The sequence below is a fragment of the Bacillus sp. UNC125MFCrub1.1 genome (genome assembly GCF_000701305.1).
Classification (GTDB): domain Bacteria; phylum Bacillota; class Bacilli; order Bacillales; family Bacillaceae; genus Bacillus; species Bacillus altitudinis.
This window is the reverse complement of the sequence record NZ_JNIG01000011.1, coordinates 267,969-290,882: the sequence shown is the minus strand read 5'-3', so window position 1 is coordinate 290,882 and position 22,914 is coordinate 267,969. Positions and strand designations below refer to the sequence as shown.

23 protein-coding genes and 1 other annotated feature are annotated in these 22,914 nt (G+C 41.9%); of the genes, 19 read left to right on the top strand and 4 right to left on the bottom strand.

Features of this window, described 5'->3' with window-relative positions; translation table 11 throughout:
• Positions 1-11: 11 nt before the first annotated feature.
• From recD2 to N521_RS19185, 4 genes are all read left to right on the top strand, one after another.
• The gene (gene recD2, locus N521_RS08955; protein WP_035390959.1) at positions 12-2,396 is read left to right on the top strand and encodes an SF1B family DNA helicase RecD2; all 2,385 of its coding nucleotides are present in this window, start codon (positions 12-14) and stop codon (positions 2,394-2,396) included.
• Positions 2,397-2,681: 285 nt separating this feature from the next.
• Positions 2,682-3,140 carry a PRC-barrel domain-containing protein gene (locus tag N521_RS08950; RefSeq protein ID WP_008342703.1) on the top strand — a complete coding sequence of 153 codons (459 nt, stop codon included), beginning with the start codon at positions 2,682-2,684 and terminating at the stop codon, positions 3,138-3,140.
• Between the two features lie 13 nt (positions 3,141-3,153).
• Complete coding sequence (locus N521_RS08945; protein WP_003216308.1) at positions 3,154-3,345, top strand: hypothetical protein; 192 nt, start codon at positions 3,154-3,156, stop codon at positions 3,343-3,345.
• A 20-nt stretch (positions 3,346-3,365) separates the two neighbouring features.
• Positions 3,366-3,497 carry a YrzQ family protein gene (locus N521_RS19185; RefSeq protein WP_008342695.1) on the top strand — a complete coding sequence of 44 codons (132 nt, stop codon included), beginning with the start codon at positions 3,366-3,368 and terminating at the stop codon, positions 3,495-3,497.
• Positions 3,498-3,535: 38 nt separating this feature from the next.
• Here the strand turns inward: N521_RS19185 and N521_RS08940 are convergent, their stop codons facing one another.
• The 4 genes from N521_RS08940 to N521_RS08925 form a co-directional block, all read right to left on the bottom strand.
• Positions 3,536-4,186: an amino acid ABC transporter permease gene (locus N521_RS08940; protein ID WP_035390957.1), complete on the bottom strand. Its 651-nt coding sequence runs from the start codon at positions 4,184-4,186 to the stop codon at positions 3,536-3,538.
• Between the two features lie 15 nt (positions 4,187-4,201).
• Positions 4,202-4,855 (bottom strand): amino acid ABC transporter permease, encoded by a 654-nt coding sequence (locus tag N521_RS08935; protein ID WP_007501460.1) that lies wholly within the window; start codon positions 4,853-4,855, stop codon positions 4,202-4,204.
• A gap of 80 nt (positions 4,856-4,935) precedes the next feature.
• Positions 4,936-5,745, bottom strand: coding sequence for a transporter substrate-binding domain-containing protein (locus N521_RS08930; protein WP_008342689.1), 810 nt, complete (start codon positions 5,743-5,745; stop codon positions 4,936-4,938).
• A gap of 14 nt (positions 5,746-5,759) precedes the next feature.
• The gene (locus tag N521_RS08925) at positions 5,760-6,488 is read right to left on the bottom strand and encodes an amino acid ABC transporter ATP-binding protein (RefSeq protein WP_007501456.1); all 729 of its coding nucleotides are present in this window, start codon (positions 6,486-6,488) and stop codon (positions 5,760-5,762) included.
• Positions 6,489-6,712: 224 nt separating this feature from the next.
• Here N521_RS08925 and N521_RS08920 point away from each other — a divergent pair, with 224 nt between their 5' ends.
• The 15 genes from N521_RS08920 (at position 6,713) to N521_RS08850 (ending at position 22,882) form a co-directional block, all read left to right on the top strand.
• Positions 6,713-7,777 carry an AI-2E family transporter gene (locus tag N521_RS08920; RefSeq protein WP_035390955.1) on the top strand — a complete coding sequence of 355 codons (1,065 nt, stop codon included), beginning with the start codon at positions 6,713-6,715 and terminating at the stop codon, positions 7,775-7,777.
• 43 nt (positions 7,778-7,820) lie between these two features.
• Positions 7,821-8,028 (top strand) — a binding site (T-box leader).
• A 78-nt stretch (positions 8,029-8,106) separates the two neighbouring features.
• A complete protein-coding gene (alaS, locus tag N521_RS08915) occupies positions 8,107-10,743 on the top strand; it encodes an alanine--tRNA ligase (RefSeq protein WP_017367696.1) in 2,637 nt (878 codons plus the stop codon).
• 89 nt (positions 10,744-10,832) lie between these two features.
• A complete protein-coding gene (locus tag N521_RS08910) occupies positions 10,833-11,099 on the top strand; it encodes an IreB family regulatory phosphoprotein (protein WP_024718370.1) in 267 nt (88 codons plus the stop codon).
• Between the two features lie 3 nt (positions 11,100-11,102).
• Positions 11,103-11,519: a Holliday junction resolvase RuvX gene (gene ruvX, locus N521_RS08905; RefSeq protein ID WP_003216519.1), complete on the top strand. Its 417-nt coding sequence runs from the start codon at positions 11,103-11,105 to the stop codon at positions 11,517-11,519.
• 15 nt (positions 11,520-11,534) lie between these two features.
• Positions 11,535-11,819 carry a DUF1292 domain-containing protein gene (locus tag N521_RS08900; RefSeq protein WP_017358102.1) on the top strand — a complete coding sequence of 95 codons (285 nt, stop codon included), beginning with the start codon at positions 11,535-11,537 and terminating at the stop codon, positions 11,817-11,819.
• A 155-nt stretch (positions 11,820-11,974) separates the two neighbouring features.
• Positions 11,975-12,541, top strand: coding sequence for a biotin transporter BioY (locus N521_RS08895; protein WP_007501449.1), 567 nt, complete (start codon positions 11,975-11,977; stop codon positions 12,539-12,541).
• A complete protein-coding gene (locus tag N521_RS08890; RefSeq protein WP_035391008.1) occupies positions 12,541-13,998 on the top strand; it encodes an acyl-CoA synthetase in 1,458 nt (485 codons plus the stop codon). The genes N521_RS08895 and N521_RS08890 overlap by 1 nt, the downstream gene beginning before the upstream one ends.
• Complete coding sequence (locus tag N521_RS08885; protein ID WP_035390953.1) at positions 13,986-15,074, top strand: acetyl-CoA C-acyltransferase; 1,089 nt, start codon at positions 13,986-13,988, stop codon at positions 15,072-15,074. Before N521_RS08890 ends, N521_RS08885 begins: the two co-directional genes overlap by 13 nt.
• 73 nt (positions 15,075-15,147) lie before the next feature.
• Entirely contained in the window at positions 15,148-16,230 is a 1,083-nt protein-coding gene (gene mltG, locus N521_RS08880) for an endolytic transglycosylase MltG (RefSeq protein WP_025207696.1), read from the top strand.
• A 213-nt stretch (positions 16,231-16,443) separates the two neighbouring features.
• The gene (locus N521_RS08875) at positions 16,444-17,109 is read left to right on the top strand and encodes an O-methyltransferase (RefSeq protein WP_035390950.1); all 666 of its coding nucleotides are present in this window, start codon (positions 16,444-16,446) and stop codon (positions 17,107-17,109) included.
• Positions 17,106-18,035, top strand: a complete 930-nt coding sequence (locus N521_RS08870) for a peptidase U32 family protein (RefSeq protein WP_035390948.1) — start codon at positions 17,106-17,108, stop codon at positions 18,033-18,035. The genes N521_RS08875 and N521_RS08870 overlap by 4 nt, the downstream gene beginning before the upstream one ends.
• Positions 18,036-18,055: 20 nt before the next feature.
• A complete protein-coding gene (locus N521_RS08865; protein WP_025207695.1) occupies positions 18,056-19,324 on the top strand; it encodes a peptidase U32 family protein in 1,269 nt (422 codons plus the stop codon).
• 7 nt (positions 19,325-19,331) lie between these two features.
• Entirely contained in the window at positions 19,332-19,964 is a 633-nt protein-coding gene (udk, locus tag N521_RS08860) for a uridine kinase (RefSeq protein ID WP_007501435.1), read from the top strand.
• 651 nt (positions 19,965-20,615) lie between these two features.
• Positions 20,616-21,089, top strand: a complete 474-nt coding sequence (greA, locus tag N521_RS08855) for a transcription elongation factor GreA (protein ID WP_007501433.1) — start codon at positions 20,616-20,618, stop codon at positions 21,087-21,089.
• A gap of 50 nt (positions 21,090-21,139) precedes the next feature.
• Positions 21,140-22,882 carry a peptidoglycan D,D-transpeptidase FtsI family protein gene (locus tag N521_RS08850; RefSeq protein WP_035390946.1) on the top strand — a complete coding sequence of 581 codons (1,743 nt, stop codon included), beginning with the start codon at positions 21,140-21,142 and terminating at the stop codon, positions 22,880-22,882.
• Positions 22,883-22,914 lie beyond the last annotated feature (32 nt).

Here is a 22,914-nt window from a genome sequence, read left to right as displayed (position 1 = left end):
AGGGAAGACCTGTGCAGGAACATCCAGATCAAATGAAGCTTGAAGATGAACCGTTTTTAAAAGGGACGGTTCAAGCCGTTATTTTCCATAACGAAAGTAATTTATACTCGGTGTTAAAAGTAAAAGTCATTGAAACATCAGAGAATTTAGAGGAAAAAACAGCATCTGTCACAGGGTACTTCCCAGCGCTTCATGAGGAGGAAACCTACACCTTCTATGGCAAGGTCACAAGTCATCCGAAGTTTGGCGAGCAGTTTCAAGCCACTCATTTTCAAAAGGAAGTCCCTACAACAAAGCAAGGCATCATTCATTATCTCTCTAGTGACTTGTTTGAAGGGATTGGAAAAAAGACAGCGGAAGAAATCGTCGGCAAGCTAGGCAATCAGACGCTTCATCAAATTATGCGTGATCCGTCTGTTTTGTATGACGTCCCTCGCCTGTCAAAAAAGAAGGCTGATAAGCTGGCTGCCGCACTTCAGGAGCATCAAGGGCTTGAGCAAATTATGATCAGCCTGAATCAATATGGCTTTGGTCCTCAGCTTAGTATGAAGATTTACCAAGCGTACGAGAGTGAAACGTTGCAGAAAATTGAAGAAAACCCTTATCAGCTCGTCAAAGACGTCGAGGGGATTGGATTTATTAAAGCAGATGAACTCGGCGCTAGAACAGGGATATCTGGAAATGATCCAGAACGCATTCGTGCAGCCCTTTTGTATACCGTTGAGACAGCAAGCCTGCAAGACGGTCATACGTACATACAAACGAAAGATCTGATCATCGAAACCCGTAAATTGCTGAATCAAACAGGCAATGACTACAAAGTGACTGAAATGGACGTTGCCAATCAGATCATTGCACTTGGTGAAGGGAAAGACATGATCATTGAAGATGATCGCTGTTATCATCCGTCGCTCTTTTATGCGGAGCAAAGTGTGGCAAAACGTATTCAAAAAATTGTCTCTCAAACAGAATATGCAGATCAATTTCCTGAATCAGAATTTCTGCTTGCACTCGGTGAACTGGAGGAACGGCTTGGTGTCCAGTATGCACCAACCCAAAAAGAAGCCATTCAAAAGGCACTCATGTCTCCAATGCTGCTTCTAACAGGCGGACCGGGTACAGGGAAAACGACGGTCATTAAAGGGATTGTCGAGCTTTACAGCGATCTTCACGGCGTATCTCTTGACCCGGGTGATTATAAAAAAGATGAAGCATTTCCGTTCGTGCTTGCCGCACCAACTGGACGTGCTGCGAAACGAATGACAGAATCCACTGGACTTCCTGCTGTGACCATTCACCGGTTGCTAGGCTGGAATGGATCAGAAGGCTTCTCACATGATGAAGACCAGCCGATTGAAGGAAAGCTTGTTATCATTGATGAATCGAGTATGCTGGATATTTGGCTGGCGAACCATTTGTTTAAGGCGATCCCAGATCATATTCAAGTCATTATGGTTGGAGACGAACATCAACTTCCATCTGTCGGGCCTGGTCAAGTGTTAAGAGACCTGCTTGCGTCACAAGCTATACCGGCAGTTACATTAACTGATATTTACCGGCAGGCAGACGGTTCAACAATTGTTGAGCTTGCGCATGATATGAAAAATGGTGTTTTGCCAAAGGATATTACTGCACGCTCGAAGGATCGATCCTTTATTCAATGCTCTAGTGACCAAATGAAAGAAGTCATCGAGAAAGTGGTCAGCAATGCTGCTCAAAAGGGTTATTCAGCAAAGGACATTCAAGTGCTTGCCCCGATGTATAAAGGAAAAGCAGGCATTAATGAACTGAATAAAATGCTCCAGCAAATTTTGAATCCTAAAAAGCCAAAAGGAAGAGAAATTCCATTTGGTGATGTCGTCTACCGGACAGGTGATAAGGTACTTCAGCTTGTCAATCAGCCCGAGAATAACATTTTTAATGGAGATATTGGAGAAATTGTCTCGATCTTTTATGCGAAAGAAAACACGGAAAAAGAAGATATGGCGGTCATCTCCTTTGATGGAAACGAAATCACGTTTACGAAAAAAGATTTTCATCAATTTACACACGCTTATTGTTGCTCGATTCATAAATCCCAGGGCAGTGAATTCCCAATCGTGGTGCTGCCAGTCGTGAGAAGTTATTATCGAATGCTTCGAAGAAATTTGCTTTACACGGCCATTACACGAAGTAAAAAGTTTTTAATTTTGTGCGGTGAGGAATCAGCATTAGAGTGGGGCGTAAAAAATAATGAAGACTCCCTCAGACAAACGTCTTTAACCATGCGTCTTACTGAAACGGAAGAAGTCATGGATGCTGAGCTAGCAGCCCTCCAAAAAGAACTTCCTTTCAGCGTACACGATGCCAATATTGGCATGGAGGGAATCACTCCGTTTGATTTTATGCAAGAGTAAATGGCTTCCATGGAAGCCATCATATTGTTAAACAAAGGGCTAAAATGAACTTGATTTTAGCCCTTTGTTTTTTTCAGCGTGAAAGAAAACCTTTGCAGCCCTAAGAAGGACGAGTACTGGCGCGGAGCGAATTTGACATTCGTGAGCACCAGCACGCAGGACTGACAAAGAATGCGAGGGTTTGTCTACACGCTGATGGCTTCCTTCATGGAAGCCATTTCTTCGTATGAGTCATAGAGGAAACGCACACGATAAGACTGTTCCGAAAAGGTGGTTGATCACATTTTGAGAACATGTCGAGAGCTTGAAGGACTGACGATCTATACAGACGAGCTGTCTTATTCACTTGGGGCGATCAAAGATATTTGCTTTTTAGCCGGCGGCAGCTGCGGGGGATATGTTTTAGATGGGAAAAAGAAAGACTGTGCTTTCATTCCATTCTCAGCTGGCGACAAACTGACAGACAAAGGTCTATATGTGAGCTGCCAGAAGGGCATCGAGATAGATACCACCGCCCCATCCTTTTTCTTTTCGAAATTAAAAAAGAAAATGATCCGTACGCCAGATGGTGAAACATTAGGTGTTTTGGAAGATGTATACTTTTGCATGAATTCGGGCACAATCGTAGCATATGAACTCTCGGACGGCTTCTTTACAGAGCTATCAGGGATTCGAAAGCAGCTGCATGCTGCCGGAACCTTGATGGATGTTCAAAAGGAAGCACTTGTTCTAAACCGAACGTAAAGAGGTGCTGAATATGCTCATTTGCCCAAATTGCAAATGTAAAGACATCGGAAAAATTGGGGTCAATCAATATTATTGCTGGGGCTGTTTTATTGAATTGACACTGTCAAAAGGCAAAATATCTACTCACCAAGTGGAGGAAGACGGTACACTAAGCAGTTTAGACGACCTGTTTAGTGACGATGAACGTTCAATTCAACTATAAGTGTTAAGGGGGAATTTCGAATGGGCAAAATGACTTCTTCACTATTAACGCTTGGTGCAGGTGCACTCGCATATCACTTTGCAAGTCGATATGATATGCCATCTAAGCGGGATATGAAAAAGATGAGAAAACGAGTTATGCGAATGCTTTAAACAAAAAGGGACATCCACCATGAGCGGATGTCCTTTTTTTATGCCTGCCTGTACTCTAATCTCCGTGCAAGTATAGACAAGCTGAAGTTGACAACAAAGTACAACATGGCCGCCAAGAGGAAAATAGGAAGTAAATAAGATTGGCTTTGACCATTTAAAATCTGCGCGTGATGCAATAACTCTGGAAGGGCAATTACAACGGCGAGCGATGTATCTTTTAAAAGAGAAATAAATTGACTGACAATCGGCGGTACCATTCGGCGTAACGCCTGTGGCATGATAATCATTTTTAATGTTTGAATATAGGTTAAACCAGAGGATCTGGCCGCCTCGATTTGTCCTTTATCAATTGATTTTAATCCGCTGCGAATGATTTCTGACAGCATAGCGGATTCAAACACGGTTAAAGCCGCAATGGCAGAGGCCGTGATGCTCAGCTTAATGCCAATTTCAGGCAGGGCGAAATACGTAAAAAAGATGATCAGCAAAAGCGGTAGGTTCCGAACAGTTTCAACAATGACCGCAAGCACCTTTGATAAAATAGGGATTTGTGCGAACCTCAATGTGCCAACGACTAATCCGATGATAAAGCTTAAAATGATGGAGATAAAAGCCACTTTTAAGGTGACAGCAAATCCTTCAAGTAAAAAGGCGAGATGATCGGGCTGGTAGGCACCTATAAAATCCATTGTGTTTCCTCCTTTCTAGTGGCTTCGGGCTAATCTTTTTTCTAAATAACCAACGCCTAGACTAAGCGGAATGGTCAATAGAAGATAGAACATGGCAACAAAAATGTATACATCAAATGTCACAAACGTTCTCGAAGCGATAAGGTCTCCTTGGTACATCAGATCAAACCCTGCAATGACACCTAAAATAGACGAGTTTTTCACAAGGTTGATAAATTGATTCCCAAGTGGTGGAATGACAATTTTGATGGCCTGCGGCAGAATAATATATCGCATCGTTCCGCCATATGACAGACCAGAAGCTCTAGCTGCTTCCATTTGTCCAAGCGGTACAGCTTGTATACCTGCACGAATGGCTTCAGCGATAAAAGCAGACGTATAAATGGAGAGGGCAATGGTTCCTGCTGTAAAGCCATCTGCCACAATGCCAAGTACCGGTAAACCAAAAAAGAACACAAAGGTGATCAATAATAACGGAATATTCCGAATAAATTCCACATAAGCCGTCCCTAACCAGTTGAGCGGCCTTAGTGGCGCAATTCTCATGATGGCAATGAGTGTACCGATGAAAAAGCTTCCAATCAACGCAATGACACTTGCACCAATCGTATATTTAAACCCTTCTAAATAAAGATGGAAGTTCTCAGTTAAAATGGAAAACCGCAGCAATCAGTTCACTTCCTTCCTAATCAACAGAGGAGCCGGCAAGCGGCTCTCCTGAGGGTGTTGAGATTGATCGAGTCAATTGATTATTCTTTGATCCATTTTTTATGAATCTTGTCATACTCTCCATTATCTTTTAATGCCTTTAACGCTTTATTAATGGCTTCTGTCAATTCTTCATCGCCTTTTTTCACAGCGATGCCATAAGGCTCATCGGTAAATGTTCCACCAACGACTTCATAATTTGAATCTTCGTCTGCCATGCCAAATAAAATTGCATTATCAGTTGTCAGAACTTGCCCTTGATTTGATTTTAAGGCTGTAAAGGCTTCTTGGTAATTTTCAAATTCTAAAACGGATGCTTCTGGTGCTTTTTCGCGAATGTTTTGAGAAGAAGTGGACCCTTTCACTGCAAGCACCTTCGTACCTTTTTTAAGATCATCAATCGATTGAATGTCGCTGCCTTTTTTCACAAGCAGTGATTGTCCTGCTTCAAAGTAAACATCTGAGAAATTGACCTCTTTTTTACGCTCTTCTGTGATCGTCATTGTGGCAACAATGGCATGAATATCTCCTTTTTGCAGTAAAGGAATTCTTGTTTTAGATGTCACTTCTTTGAATTCTGCTTTTCCTTCATCACCGAGCATTTCTTTAGTGATCGCTTTTGCGATATCAATATCAAAACCTTCAATATCCCCGCTACTAGGATTTTTTAGACCAAATAAACGAGTATCGTTTTTCACACCGAAAACGATTTTTTTGTCTTTCTTAATGGCTTCTAATGAGCTACCTTGTTTTGCATCGGTTGAGCCTTTCTCGGCAGAGCCGCAGGCAGCGAGAGCGATCATACAGCAAGTCATCAACAGTAATAGGCCAAAGCGTTTCATTTTTTTCATCAAATTCATTCCCCCTAGTGATTTAAAATACGGCTTAAAAAGAGCTGAGCGCGTTTCTCGCGCGGTTTTTCATAAAAGGCAGCTGGTGTAGATTCTTCAAGAATTCTTCCTTCATCAATAAACACAATACGGTCTGCGACTTCACGGGCAAACCCCATCTCGTGTGTGACAACGACCATTGTCATTCCTTCCCTTGCCAGCTGTTTCATCACATCTAGCACCTCACCGATCATCTCTGGATCAAGAGCTGATGTTGGTTCATCGAAAAGCATGACCTCAGGTTTCATTGCAAGTCCCCTTGCGATTGCCACACGCTGCTGCTGTCCTCCTGAGAGTCTAGAAGGGTAGGTGTCTGCTTTTTCAGGAATGCCAACTTTATTTAAATAAAATTCAGCTGTTTCCTTTGCTTCTTCTTTGCTCACTTTTTTAACCTTCATCGGCGCAAGCATAATGTTTTCAAGCACCGTCTTATGCGGATAAAGATGGAAGTGCTGAAACACCATCCCGATATTTTGCCTGATGAGATTGATGTTGGTTTTCGGATGCTGAACAGACACTTGATTGACAAGGACTTTTCCTTCATCAATGCTTTCAAGACGATTGATACACCTGAGCATCGTGCTTTTTCCAGATCCTGAAGGACCGATGATCACAACAACCTCACCTTTTTGAATATGTAGGTTAATGTCCTTAAGTACATGGAACTGGCCGTAATGCTTGTTGACTTCTTCGAATGTGATCATGAAGAACCTCCTCTTCTAATGATTGAGCTAAAGCGGATTCTAGCATAAATGAGGTGAATATAAGAAAATAATGGAATATTTTCTAACGAGATTTTACAGCAAACAGTGACTTTGGATGGAGCCGTATGTTTCATGTGTATTCATTTTTAACAAAGTTAGGACAAATTTTATTTACATGGATAATTGCAGAAGTTGGTTAAACAATAAGAAGAGAGGTGAAAAAGGTGAAGAAACGTCCGATCGAGTTTCTAATATATGCTGCAAGTGTACTGCTTGTCCTTGCGTCTTTACTCATTTTGGTTCAGCTCGACGAGTTATGGATGCCTATTTTTTTATTGCTTAAAGCGGTTTTGATCCCGCTTCTTATCGCTATTTTTATTTCTTATCTTCTTTATCCAATTGTTGAAAGACTACATAAGCGAGGTTTGCCAAGGACGGTCAGTCTCTTATTGATATATGTGCTGTTTTTTGGCGGCATTGGTTTGGCTGTGTATAAAGGGGCACCGGTTTTAATCGCTCAGTTAAATGAATTGTCGGAGCAAATTCCCATGCTTGCCGAAACGTATAATGGTGCTTTATCACATGTTCATCGTCATACAAGCCACTGGCCTGATGGACTGCATGAACGGCTGGATCGTTTTATTGTCCAATCTGAGACGTATGCCGCAAATGGGGCAGAGCGGATGATTCTAAGCTGTAAAGTATTGCTTGATTACGCCTTAGTTGCTGCACTTATTCCTTTTCTTGTCTTTTATATGGTGAAAGATATGAACACGATGAAGCGGGCAGCATGGTATTTAACCCCGCCAAGCTTTCGAAAAAGGGGACATGCCTTTGTGAAAGCAGTGGATGACTCACTTGGGGATTATATTAGAGGGCAATTGCTTGTCTGTTCTTTAATTGGGGGAGCTGCTGCCATTGTTCTTTGGCTGTTTCATATTCCATATCCGCTTGTACTAGGTATGTTAATCGGCGCAACGAATGTCATTCCGTATTTTGGCCCGATTATTGGAGCGATCCCAGCTGTCTTTATCGCTTTTACCATCTCAGTGAAGTCAGTGATCATTGTGCTAATTACAGTAGCCGTGCTTCAATTTTTAGAAAGCAATGTACTGAGTCCGATCATTGTCGGGAGAAGCCTGCATATGCATCCTGTCGTGATCATGCTGGTGTTACTCGCTGGAGGTGAGCTGTTTGGCTTGATTGGAATGATTTTAGCCGTACCGTCCGCAGCCATTATGAGGGTCATTATTGTGCAATATATTCACATGAGACGAAGCGTTCATTGACAAGACGAGCCGAGTTGTCTATAATAATTTCGATTCATACATATTGAATTCAATGACGGACCCGAGTACGTTAAAAAGCTGTTGCAGAGAGAGGCTTTGTTTGCTGAGAAAAGCCTTATCAGACCTTTAACGGAAGCTAGTCCCGAGTGCAGATAAACACTGCCGCTCTCTTCCGGCGTTATCGGATGTGAAGGTGATAGACGCATATGTCTATAATCAGGGTGGTACCGCGAGAGCATCTCGTCCCTGTGTAAGTAGTTTTTTGCTTGCATAGGGCGGGATGTTTTTTCGTTTGTGTGAAGATTGAGAATAAAAAGGGAGGATTTATGATGAAAACTTTAACTTCAGCTCAAGTACGTCAAATGTTTTTAGATTTTTTTAAAGAAAAAGGACATGCTGTCGAACCGAGTGCGTCCCTCGTACCGCATGACGATCCAACACTTTTATGGATTAACAGCGGGGTGGCAACATTAAAGAAATACTTCGATGGCCGCGTCGTGCCTGAGAATCCACGTATTTGCAACGCACAAAAATCAATTCGTACAAATGACATTGAAAATGTAGGGAAAACAGCACGCCATCATACGTTTTTTGAAATGCTGGGCAACTTCTCTATTGGAGACTATTTCAAAGAAGAGGCAATCGAATGGGCTTGGGAATTCCTCACAAGTGACGAGTGGATTGGCTTTGATCCGAATCTGTTATCTGTAACGGTACATCCAGAGGATGAAGAAGCATATGTTCTTTGGAGAGATAAAATGGGTGTCCCTGAGGAACGAATTATTCGTCTAGAGGGCAACTTCTGGGATATTGGCGAGGGGCCAAGTGGTCCGAATACAGAAATTTTCTATGATCGCGGCGAAGCATATGGCAACGACATGAACGACCCTGAATTATATCCAGGCGGAGAAAATGAACGTTATCTAGAAGTATGGAATCTTGTTTTTTCTGAATTTAACCATAATCCAGATGGTACATATACACCGCTTCCGAAGAAAAACATTGATACAGGAATGGGTCTTGAGCGTATGGTCTCTGTGATTCAAAACGTACCGACGAACTTTGATACAGACCTGTTCATGCCGATTATTCGTGCAGTAGAAACGATTTCTGGAGAAAGCTATGGGGAGTCAAAAGAAAAAGACACAGCATTTAAAGTCATTGCTGACCATATTCGTACTGTTGCCTTTGCCGTCAGTGACGGAGCGCTTCCTTCTAATGAAGGCCGAGGTTATGTGTTAAGACGTTTGCTGCGCCGTGCTGTGCGTTATGCAAAAACGATCCATATCCACCGTCCATTCATGTATGATCTAGTTCCAGTTGTTGCGGAGATCATGAAGGATTTCTATCCAGATGTTCAAGCAAAAGAAGAATTTATTGCAAAAGTGATCAAAAATGAAGAAGAGCGTTTCCATGAGACACTGAATGAAGGGTTAGCCATTTTATCAGAAGTGATCAAAAAAGAACGAGACAATGGCAGCTCACAAATTTCCGGTAAAGATGTGTTTAAGCTTTATGACACATATGGATTCCCGGTCGAACTCACAGAAGAATATGCTGAAGATGAGAACATGACAGTCGATCGTGAAGGCTTCCAGCTAGAAATGGAGAAGCAGCGTGAACGTGCAAGAAATGCCAGACAAGATGTGGGCAGTATGCAGGTTCAAGGCGGGGCTTTAGGCGATATAAAAGCAGAAAGTACGTTTGTTGGCTACGAAAATTTAACTGCAGATGCTCGTATTATCGAATTGCTTCAAAACGGTGAAATTGTCACAGAAGCACACGAAGGGGAAACGGTGCAAATTTTATTAGATGAAACACCTTTCTATGCGGAAAGCGGCGGACAAGTGGCGGATAAAGGAACGTTAAAAAGTGCCGAAGCGATCATTGATATCAAAGATGTGAAAAAGGCGCCAAACGGCCAGCATGTCCACGAAGGAGTCGTCGTAAGTGGTACGGTTCAAAAAGGCATTGAAGTCACTGCAGAAGTCGAATCAGCGCTTCGAAAAGGCATTGTGAAAAATCACACAGCGACACATCTTTTGCACCAAGCGCTAAAAGATGTATTGGGCAGCCACGTTAACCAAGCGGGTTCACTTGTGAATGAAAACAGACTTCGCTTTGACTTTTCTCACTTTGGACAAGTAACAAAAGAAGAATTGTCACAAATTGAAAAAATCGTCAACGAAAAGATTTGGGAAGGCATTTCGGTTGCCATTGACCTGAAACCAATTGCTGAAGCAAAAGAAATGGGCGCAATGGCGCTGTTTGGCGAGAAGTATGGCGATATTGTCCGTGTTGTGCAAGTGGGTGATTACAGCATCGAGTTATGCGGAGGCTGTCACGTTCAAAACACTGCGGAGATCGGATTGTTTAAAATTGCATCTGAATCGGGTATTGGTGCTGGAACACGCCGTATTGAGGCTGTAACAGGTAAAGGTGCTTATGAAGAATTAAATGATCAGCTTGCGATTTTAGAAAAGGCAGCTAATGAACTGAAATCAAATACAAAAGATGTACCAAAACGCATCGCTTCCTTGCAGGCTGATTTAAAAGAAGTTCAAAGAGAAAACGAATCACTTCTTGCGAAATTAAGTCAAGCAGAAGCTGGCTCTATTTTGGAAAAAGTTATCGAAGTTGGCGGAGTGAACGTGTTAACTGAAAAAGTAAACGCCAAAGACATGAACCATTTAAGAACGATGGTTGATGAATTAAAAGCGAAATTAGGTTCAGCTGTCATCGTACTTGGTGCCGTTCAAAATGGAAAAGTCAACATTTCAGCCGGTGTGACAAAAGATGTCATTGAAAAAGGTCTTCATGCAGGAAAACTTGTGAAGCAGGCAGCTGAAATTTGCGGCGGAGGCGGAGGCGGACGCCCAGATATGGCACAAGCAGGCGGGAAACAGCCAGAAAAGCTTGAAGAAGCACTGGCAACTGTCGAAGAATCTGTCAAATCCGTTTTATAATCAGTCAATGTAGTGTAGAATAATGGTATTAGATGAGCGGTTAGAAAAAAGCTTGCTAGTAGAATGTTGGAAGAGAGGTGCAAGAAGCAGTGAGTTCATTTGATAAGACAATGAAGTTTAACTTCTCTGATGATTCAGCTGAAACCAATGTGAATGAAGTGCTCATAACAGTTTATGACGCACTCCAAGAAAAAGGATACAACCCGATCAATCAAATTGTCGGATACTTGCTGTCAGGCGACCCTGCTTATATTCCAAGACATCAGGATGCACGCAACCTAATTCGTAAACTAGAACGAGACGAATTAATTGAGGAATTGGTTAAATCGTACTTAGAGACACATAAAGAGGCGTAAAACATGAGAATTTTAGGCTTAGATTTAGGCACGAAAACCCTTGGTGTGGCAATCAGTGATGAAATGGGATGGACAGCTCAAGGGATTGAAACCATTAAAATTGATGAAGCAGGCGGAGACTTTGGTCTCAGCCGCCTGTCTGAGATCGTCTCGCAATATGGAACGGATAAAATTGTCCTTGGTTTTCCAAAAAATATGAACGGTACGGTCGGTCCAAGAGGCGAGGCCAGCCAATCATTTGCGAAAGTGTTAGAAAACACGTACAATGTTCCTGTTGTGCTTTGGGACGAGCGTCTGTCAACGATGGCAGCAGAAAAAATGCTCATCTCTGCAGATGTGAGCAGACAAAAGCGTAAAAAAGTCATTGATAAAATGGCGGCTGTTATGATCCTTCAAGGGTATTTAGACAGCTTAAATTAAAATGAGGTGAATCAAATGGAACACGGAGAAAAGCAAATTACAATCGTTGATGATAATGGAAATGAGCAGCTTTGCGAAGTACTATTTACTTTTGAAAGCGACCATTTTAACAAATCATATGTTCTTTACTACCCAATTTCTGAACAAGATAACGAAGAAATTGAAATTCATGCATCAAGCTTCACACCAAACGAAGACGGTGAAGATGGCGAATTAGAGCCAATTGAAACGGATGAAGAGTGGGACATGATTGAAGAAACGTTAAATACGTTCTTAGATCAAGAAGACGAAGAAGAATAGAACGAATAAAAGGCCTGTGAACATGATCTCTGTGATCTTTCTTCACAGGTCTTTTTTTACATTCTATATGTAAACTATTATTGAAATTTAGTTGACATATATCGCTCGACCTTTTACGCTATTTTTAATAATGAATCGAGTGAGGGGTATGAAAATTGAAAATTCACGATATGATGCAAATGGCATTAATGACAGCAGTTATTGGGATGTTAGGATTAATTCCGCCTATTTTTCTTGCGTTTACACCTGTACCAATCACCTTACAAACCGCAGGTCTTTTGCTTGCTGGAGGGCTGTTAAAACCAAAGCAAGCGCTGATTAGTTTACTTCTGTTTCTTCTAATAGTGGCAGCAGGCGCACCTCTTTTATCTGGAGGAAGAGGCGGAATAGGGGTCTTTTTTGGGCCAAGCGGTGGTTTTTTACTTGCTTATCCAGTGGCTGCCTTTATGATCAGCCTGTGGCTGAACCGGCTGAAGAAAGTGACGGCCTTACGACTATTTTTGATCTATGCGGTATGCAGTATCGGGATATTATATATAGGCGGAATTCCCTTTCAAGCCATGATGATGCATATAAAGATCACGCAAGCAGCTCTGTTCAGCGTCATTTATTTACCGGGTGATCTGATCAAAGCAGGGATATGTGCTGTCTTCACGGTGAAAATCATTCAAGCGATGTCATATCGAAAAAGGGACTTACATAGAGGGAGGCGAGCAGTTTGATGAGAATAACGGAAAGCTATGCGGCTCATGCAAAAGTGAAGCCAGATCAGATGGCGATCATAGATGAAAAAGAGCAGATCACTTATGAAGAATGGCATGAGCGTGTGCAGTCAACTGCACAATGGTTAAAAGAAACGCCTCATCAGCAAAAAAGAGTCGCTTTTTTAGTATCAAATGGTGTTCCGTTTCTTCAACTATTTGCTGGCGCAGCTTCTGCAGGATGGACAGCGGTGCCTCTTGATCCGCGGTGGAGTGACAAGGAATGCGCGGAAAAGCTCTTATTAAGCGACGCGGACCTTGTCATTGTGGAAGATCGATATATCAAAAGGATTGAAAAGTACAAGCTGGACATGCCAGTGCTCTCTTTATCTGAATGGAAAGAAAGAATCAGCCTCAGCATAAACGTTCAATCGAACAAAGGTGAACCGGAGGAAGATCCTGCTTTTTATATGGGATTTACTTCAGGATCAACGGGATCGCCAAAAGCCTTTATAAGACGCCAGCAGTCATGGATCGAGAGCTTTCAAATGACAACATCCGTCTTTGGGATCACACATCAAGATCATGTACTGATTTTGGGCACACTTTTATCCTCTCATTTTTTATACGGCGCGATCAGCACACTTTATTTCGGGGGCACCGTGACATTGTTAGAAAAATTTGTGCCAGAGAAAGCAAAAAACATCTTAGAAAGAGGAGACATCACGGCTATTTATACGGTTCCGACCATGACAGAATCGTTACTGCAAATGGATGCTTTCGGAAAGAATCCGCTTCTTGTCCTGTCTTCTGGTGCAGATTGGGGAAACTCTTCAAAAAAACAGCTCGTCAACCGCTATCCTCACATCACATTTTTTGATTTTTATGGAACATCAGAATTGAGTTTTGTTTCCTATTTATCTTCTGATGACTTTCTGCAAAAACCTACTTCTGTCGGAAAACCTTTTCCTTCTATTCAGGTTGAAGTCAGGAGGGCAGATCAAACCGTTTGCAAGTCAAATGAAATAGGGAGAATTTATGTGAAAAGCCCAATGTCTTTTTCAGGCTATTTACAAGATGAAAAGCCGCCCGAAGAGTGGCTGACCGTATATGACATGGGGTGGCTCGACGAAGATGGTTACTTGTATATGAGCGGCCGCGAGAATGGCATGATTGTCTATGGGGGACTGAATATTTTTCCAGAGGAAATTGAGCGTATGCTGAATGAACAGCCAGAGGTGAATCGGTCAATCGTGATTGGACTTCCTGATCCATATTGGGGCGAAATCCCTGTTGCCATTATTGAGAATGTACAGCAAACAAAAACCATTCGGCAAGCTGTAAAAGAAACATTAGCGGCATACAAAGTACCAAAAAAATGGCTCGTCACGGACAAAATGATCGAAACATCAGGAGGGAAAATCGCTCGTGCCAGTATGAAAAAGTGGGCGGAGGAACAATTATCATGCAAGCCGTGATCGTACAAGCGAAGCGGACGCCCTTCGGTGAGAAAAATGGAATGTTGAAGGATTACCAGCCAGAGCATCTAGCCGCGCCCTTGATCCAGCATTTTTCAAACGTGACCAAGCCAGATGACATCATTTTAGGCAATGTCGTCGGGGGTGGTGGCAACATTGCCCGTCTGTCCTCGTTAGAAGCAGGGCTTTCATTACATATTCCGGGTATGACCATTGATAGGCAGTGTGCTTCCGGTCTTGAAGCCATTAGAACAGCGTGCATCATGATTCAGTCGGGGGAGGGATCAATATATATCGCTGGTGGAACGGAAAGCATTTCTCGGTCACCAATGAAAGAAAGGGCCCGCTTTTCTCCAGAGTGGATAGGGGACCCTCATATGGGGGAAGCGGCAGAGCTGACGGCGTCGAGATTTTCAGTTGCGAGACAAGAGCAAGATGACTATGCACTTTTAAGCTGGGAACGAAGTATAACCGCATTCAAGCAAGGAACGTATTCAGAAGAAATTGTTCCGATTAGCGGGATGAGTACAGATGAAGCGGCAGCTAAAATAAGACCGATTGCAAGCTTGATAAAGCGGGCAAAACCTGTCTTTTTACCAGGCAAAGGTACTGTGACTGTGACCAATAGCTGTAAAGAAGCAGATGGTGCAGCTGCCGTCGTTGTGATGGAAAGAGCGGAAGCGGAGGCAAAAGGCTTCAGCCCTATGCTGCGGTATATCGGGAGTGCCGTGACCGCTATAGACCCGCATTATCCTGCTGCTTCACCAATTGATGCAATCAAGAAACTTTTACATAAAGAACAGGTGAAGATAGAAGATGTTGCACTTTTTGAAATCAATGAAGCGTTTGCGCTCAAAGTAGTACTCATTGCCCGGATACTAGGTATTCCTTATGACCGTATCAATAAAAAAGGCGGTGCGCTTTGTCTTGGGCATCCATATAGCGCCTCGGGAGCTGCTATGATGGTGAGACTGTTTTACGAAGCCCGCGCCTTACCGAATGGAAGCTATGTCATGGCTGCAATTGGCAGCGGAGGCGGTGTCGGTTTAGCCACACTATGGAAAGTTCTGTCATGACATGCATGAGCAAGTAATTGCCGAACTCCGTCGAATCATGTACTATAAAAGCTAGATGTGAGGAGGGCCATGCATGTTTTCAGAACAAAAGAAACGACCATTTTTTAAACGAAAAATGGGGATCGTCCTGTTATCTGTACTTGCTGTGATCATCATTGCAGCATTATCAGGTTTTTTATATGTAAAATCAGCACTCGGGCCGGTCGATCAAAAAAGCAAACAAACCATTAATATTCATATTCCAAATGGGACATCTGTCAGCGGAATTGCGAGTATTTTAAAAGAAAATGAACTGATTTCAAATGACACGATTTTCACTTACTATGCAAAGTACAAAAAAGCATCAGGCTTTAAAGCGGGCTATTTTCATCTCAAACAAACAATGGATGCGGATCAGCTGATTCAAAAGCTGACATCTGGCGGGACAGACTACGCATTTCAGCTTGTGATACCTGAAGGGAAACAGTTGTCTGATATTGCAGCCATTATTGCAAACCAGACGAATTTTTCAGCGAAAGAAGTTGAAGCGAAGCTGGATGATCCAGCCTTTATTAAAAAATTGATGAAAAAGTACCCGAAAACGGTGACATCACAAGTGAACGGGAAACAGGTCAAGCATCCGTTAGAGGGATATTTATTCCCGGCGACGTATCCGTTTTATCGTGAGGATGAATCACTTGAAACCATCATTGACACGATGATTAAACAAACAGATCAATATGTGAAAACGTACGAAAAGGACATGAAAAAGAGAAAGATGTCCATCCATGATGTCCTAACGATGGCATCCCTGATAGAAATGGAAGCAACTGAAAAAACAGACCGGTCAAAAATCTCAAGTGTGTTTTATAACCGGTTGAAAAAGGATATGCCGCTTCAAACAGATCCAACCGTTCTTTATGCGCTTGGCGAGCATAAATCCCGTGTTTATTACAAAGATTTAAAAGTAAAATCACCATATAATACGTATACAAACAAAGGGCTGCCGCCTGGACCTATTGCCAATGCTGGAGAATCTTCTTGGAAAGCAGCACTCCATCCAGAGAAAACAGATTTTGTTTACTTCCTAGCAAAGAAAAATGGCGAAGTCGTCTTTACGAAAACGTTAAATGAGCACAACAAAGCAAAAGCGAAATACATCACAGGCAGCAACTAACGCCCATGTGAGAGGAAAAAGACTGTAGACAATGGTGAAATTGCCTGCAGTTTTTTTTCGTTGTTATATCCATTTTATAGGTTCGCAATTACCACATCTTTGTGGTAAAATATATCGGGTTGTTTTTACTTAGATGAACGAAAGATTGACGAGAAAGAGAGCTGCAGCAGGCAGGACTCTTCTTTTTCAGGTCATGAAGGAGTTAGACATATAATGACAATCGAAGATGATCAAATAAATGATTATATTGAAGATTTAATTGAGCCGAGTCCTGATGCCATCGCTCAATTAGAGGAGTATGCGAAAGAGCATCATGTGCCAATCATGGAAAAGGTGAGCATTGAACTGTTATTGCAGCTGCTTTCTTTGAAAAAACCGAAGAAGATTCTTGAGGTTGGGACAGCGATTGGCTATTCAGCGATTCGAATGGCAGAAGCTCTGCCAGATGCTGAAATCTATACGATTGAGCGAAATGCAAAACGTTATGAGGAAGCGACACGGAATATTGAAGAATTACATTTCAAAGATAGAATTCACGTGTTTTTTGGCGATGCGATGGAATCAGCTAAAACGGTTCAGACGATGGCGCCCTATGATGTGATCTTCATTGATGCGGCAAAAGGTCAGTATCAACGCTTTTTTGAGCTGTTTGAACCGATGCTGTCCGATGACGGAATGATTATTACAGACAACGTATTATTTAAAGGCTTAGTTGCGACAAATTATGAAGAAGAAATTGAAGATAAACGAAAAAAACAATTAATAGGCAAAATTGATCGATACAATCAATGGCTGATGTCAAATCCTGACTACCAAACGTGTATCATTCCAGTTGGAGATGGGATCGCCATTAGTACAAAAAGAGGTGACCAATCATGAAAAAACCAGAATTGCTTGTGACGCCAAGCAAGGTGTCGGATGTACTGCCGCTCATTGAAGCGGGTGCTGACGCATTTTTAATAGGTGAACAAACATATGGAATCCGTCTTGCAGGTGAGTTTTCAAGAGAAGATGTGAAACAAACGGTTCAACTCGCACATGCACATCACAAAAAAGTATATGTCGCCATGAATGCGATTTTTCATAATGACCGTGTGGCACTGCTTGGAGATTATTTAACCTTTCTCGATGGGTTAAACGTGGATGGTGTCGTTTTTGGAGATCCGGCAGTGATCATGGCCGCAAAAGAAACAGGTGTCAACTTGAATCTGCACTGGAGTACAGAAACAACTGGGACAAACTATTACACTTGTAACTACTGGGGCAGAAAAGGCGCAACACGTGCTGTTCTTGCCAAAGAACTCAATATGGACAGTGTGATTGATATCAAAGAAAACGCCGAAGTGGAGATTGAAATTCAAGTCCACGGCATGACCTGTATGTTCCAATCGAAACGGACACTTGTTGGCAACTATTTTGAATATCAAGGCAAACAAATGGACGTGGAAGGCAGAAATATGGAAGAAGGTCTATTCCTTCACGACGAGGAGCGTCAAAACAAATATCCTATTTTTGAGGATGAAAATGGCACACACATTATGAGTCCAAATGATGTATGTATGATTGATGAATTAGAAGAATTTGTCGACGCAGGCATTGACTCATTTAAAATTGACGGAATTTTAAAGTCACTTTCTTATATGACAGAGGTGACATCCCTCTATCGAAAAGCCATTGATTTACTAGTGACTGATAAGGAAGCCTATGAAGATCAAAAAGATGAATGGGTGGAGCGTATTGAAGAGATCCAGCCTGTCAACCGCTCAATCGATACAGGATTTTTCTTTAAAGAAACGGTTTATTAAGATAAAAGGAGGCAGAGGAAATGGCACTTTTAAAAGATGGAATTTCTGAAGTGATCGATGGAAAACGTGTCATTACAAAAAAACCAGAACTGCTAGCGCCAGCAGGAAACTTAGAAAAACTAAAAATTGCTGTGCATTATGGAGCAGACGCTGTTTTTATTGGTGGGAAAGAATTTGGACTTCGTTCAAATGCAGATAACTTTTCAATCGAAGAAATGGCAGAAGGTGTCGCATTTGCGAACAAATACGGTGCTCGCATTTATGTGACAACGAATATTTTCGCCCACAACGAAAACATGGACGGGCTGGAAGAATATCTTCAAGGGATTGAAGGAGCGGGTGTAGCGGGAATTATTGTCGCTGATCCACTCATCATCGAAACATGCAAACGAGTAGCTCCAAAGCTTGAAGTTCACTTGAGCACACAGCAATCTCTTTCAAATTGGAAAGCGGTGCAGTTTTGGAAGGAAGAAGGGCTTGAGCGTGTGGTCCTTGCACGTGAAACAAGCGCTCTAGAGATTAAAGAAATGAAAGAAAAAGTGGATATTGAAATCGAAACGTTCATTCACGGGGCGATGTGTATTGCTTATTCTGGCCGCTGCGTGCTCAGTAACCATATGACAGCGAGAGATTCAAACCGCGGAGGCTGCTGCCAATCTTGCCGCTGGGATTATGACCTATATAAACTAGAAGGCTCTGAGGAAGCGCCTTTATTCGGTGAAGAAGATGCACCATTTGCGATGAGTCCAAAAGATTTAAAACTCATCGAATCCATACCGCAAATGATCGAAATGGGAATTGACAGCTTAAAGATTGAAGGACGAATGAAGTCCATTCATTATGTAGCAACAGTTGTCAGTGTCTATCGTAAAGTCATTGATGCTTACTGTGCGGATCCAGACAATTTCGTCATTCAACAAGAATGGCTCGATGAATTAGACAAATGTGCCAATCGTGACACGGCTCCTGCCTTTTTTGAAGGTGTACCAGGAACGGATGAACAAATGTTTGGCATTCATGGAAAGAAAACGACCTTTGATTTCGTCGGTCTTGTACTTCATTATGATGAACAAGAACAAATTGTCACATTACAGCAGCGTAATTTCTTTAAAGCTGGCGACGCAGTTGAATTTTTCGGTCCAGAAATCGAAAATTTCACATGTAAGATTGAGACGATTTGGGACGAAAAAGGGAACGAAATCGATGCCGCTCGTCATCCACTGCAAATTGTGAAATTTAAGCTTGATCAAAAAGTATACCCTAGCAACATGATGAGAAAGGGGAAATAACCGGCACATGGGGAAAAAACCAGTGGTGATTGGAATCGCTGGCGGCTCGGGTTCAGGTAAAACGAGCGTCACCAATTCCATTTACGAAAAATTTAAAGGACATTCAATCCTCATGCTTCAGCAAGATTTATATTATAAAAATCAAAGTCATATGCCATTTGAAGAGCGCCTGCTGACCAATTATGATCATCCGCTTGCATTTGACAATGACCTGATGATTGAGCATGTAGAAGCGCTGCTAAAGTACGAGTCCATTGAAAAACCGATTTATGATTTTAAACTAAACACACGTTCAGAAGAGACGGTACATGTTGAACCCAAAGATGTCATCATCGTTGAAGGAATCTTTGCTCTTGAAAACGAACGTCTAAGAAACTTAATGGATATTAAACTGTATGTGGATACTGATGCAGATCTTCGGATCATTCGCCGTATTTTACGTGATACGAAAGAAAGAGGCAGATCGATTGATTCCGTGATTGAACAATATGTATCTGTCGTCAGACCGATGCACAATCAATTCATTGAACCGTCAAAACGATACGCGGATATCATCATCCCAGAAGGCGGTCAAAATCATGTGGCCATTGATCTCATGGTGACAAAAATTCAAACGATTCTTCAAAACCGCGGAGAGTAAATGGTGGAGAAGAACAAAGACCTTTACGACGTAAAGGTCTTTTCAACATCATGCTCTTGTAGTCAATACTTTAGTAATGGCTAGTCCGAAATCATCGGTGAGCATTGTAAGAAACAGCCCTCTGAATAAAAGATTTGATATGATAGGAAAACAATGCTGCGAAATGAAGACAGGAAAATCACGATGGGATGCTGAAAGTTTCAGTTATTCCTGCTTTGTAAAAGTATATTAAAAAAACGACAAACAAATCATCACAAATTTTCAAACAATTCTTGATCAAAATGCAATTTTGTAATAATATAGCATAGACATATCGTACACTGACCATATTATGTATTGGAAGATGGAGAATGGATAAGCTATTCTTCTACATATGATCGAAATGGCCGAACGAGGTACAGGAGCTTCCTGTGCCTTTCCACAGTTTGTGCGATGAAGATAATAATACATCATCATGAGACCGCTGCTGTTCCTGCCTAATAAAAAGGCATAATAGTTGCATCTAAAAGGGACGCCATGTAAGATGGACTTTTACGAATATGGGACAGAAGGAATGAGGGCCGGAATATGTCCTCATTCTTGTATATTTCAGTCGTCACTCACATGCAGAAAGCTTGTATGATGAGGATTAATAGAAGGAGTGAATGATTCATGGCACAAGAGAAAGTATTTCCAATGACAGAAGAAGGAAAGCGCAAATTAGAAGAAGAGCTTGAATATTTGAAAACGGTTAAACGTAAAGAGGTTGTAGAGCGTATTAAAATCGCTAGAAGTTTTGGAGACCTCTCTGAAAACTCGGAATATGATTCTGCTAAAGAAGAGCAAGCGTTTGTAGAAGGTCGTATTACAACGCTTGATAATATGATTCGTAATGCCAAAATTATTGAAGATGAAGGTAACTCAAATATTGTTTCACTCGGTAAAACGGTGACATTCGTTGAATTACCGGACGGTGAAGAAGAGTCTTATACGATTGTAGGAAGTGCAGAAGCTGATCCGTTTGAAGGCAAAATTTCAAACGATTCACCAATTGCAAAAAGTCTTTTAGGCAAACAAGTAGACGACAAAGTCACTGTTCAAACACCTGGCGGAGAAATGTTCGTCCAAATTGTAAAAATTTCATAATTACGTTTATACGATAAACACCTCGTCCACAATAGGGACGAGGTGTTTTTATGCTGAAAACAAGAAGAATCCAATGGACAGGTGTCATTATTTTTATCTTATTGCTCGGTCTCCTATTTAGACTAGCGGAAATTCAGTTGTTTTTCACAGAATCTTTTTCAAAGCTTGATATTAATTTGATCCAAGAAAGTGTCAGGCAGCGGACAGAAGAAGTAGTCATTTCAGACGGACGCGGCGAATTTTTAGATCGAAACGGCGAGGCACTTCTCACAAAAGAAGAGCCTGCGGTCATCATATTTCCTTTCCTGCAATATGACCTCCCTCACTTAAAACAAACCGCTTCTATACTTGAGATGGAAGAGGATGAACTGAAAAGCCAGCTGACAGAAACGAAGAAACCACTCATTTTAAAAGATGATATCACGAAAAAAAAGCTGAAAGACATCAATGATATGAAATATTCAGGTGTTTACGGCGTATATATGAAAGAGAAGGACAAAAAAAGACTTGCCCTCCACACATTAGGTTTCACAAGCGAGAATCCAGAACTCTTGAGAAAACGTTATCCGGACAAAAAAGAGCTTTCGATTCGCACTGAGATCGGTACATTTGGTTTGGAAAGTACATTTGACGAATTTCTATTACCAGAGCAAGACACAAAATTGTTATATCATGTGGACGGAAGGGGAAACCCTTTGTTTGGGATGGACGTCAAATATACAGCAGAAGCTCATTCGTTTTATCCGCTGCAAGTGCAGACAACTATGGACGAAGACATGCAGAGGGAAATGGAGAATGTTCTCAAAGCGCAAGGTGTTGAAAAAGGCGGAGCGGTTCTGCTCGACATTCAGAATAGCAGTGTGCTGGCGATGGCGAGTGTTCCAAATGTGACCAGCAAAAACCGGCATGAGGCAAGAAATTACATGCTGACCGCAATGGCTCCCGGTTCTGTATTTAAAACGGTCGTACTTGCCGCAGCGATTGAAAAAAACTTGAACCAGCCACAAACGATGTATGATTGTCGAAAGAATTTATATGGAGAGCCAGAAGGAAAGCAGGAAGTACTGAATCTGTCTGAAAGCTTTGCGCAAAGCTGTAATTATACATTTGCGACACTCGCTGAGCAGCTCATCCAAACAGATGATCAAAGCCTTGAAAAGACAGCTTCAAAGCTTGGGCTTGTGGATCGAGCCGGCTGGGAAGGGGATGTATACCATAAGCAACAATTCAAACAGTTTGATCGTGAAGAAACAGGCAGTGTGTGGGGAGATAAAAGAGACAAGCATGTCAAAAAAGCCATTGCGCAAACGGCAATTGGTCAAAAAAATGTCAAAACAACCCCCTTACAAATTGCCAATATGATGGCAACGATTGCAAGGGGCGGAGAACGAAAAGAAGTGAGGATTGCAGATAAAGTGATGTATCAAAACGGAACAACGATGCTATCCTTTCAAAACAAACGACCTGATGGTGACAGTATTGACCGCTATACAGCTCAAACCTTGCAAAAGTACTTAAGGCAGGTGGTGACGTCTGACAAAGGAACAGGAAGAAGATTTCAAGACCTGCCGTTCCATATAGCAGGGAAATCAGGCACTGCCCAAACCGGCAGCAAAGATAAACAGGGGAATCCACTTTATCACAAGTGGTTTGCCGGATACTTTCCGGCAGAAAAACCAAAATACGCTCTGGTTGTTGTTCACCTTGATGAGGCAAGTGGCCGGGCTAAGACAAATGAAGCGTTTTATGATATTGTAAAAAAGGTCAATGAAATTGAAAAGAAACAGACATAGAACATCCCTTCATGTCATGTTAGAATAGTAAC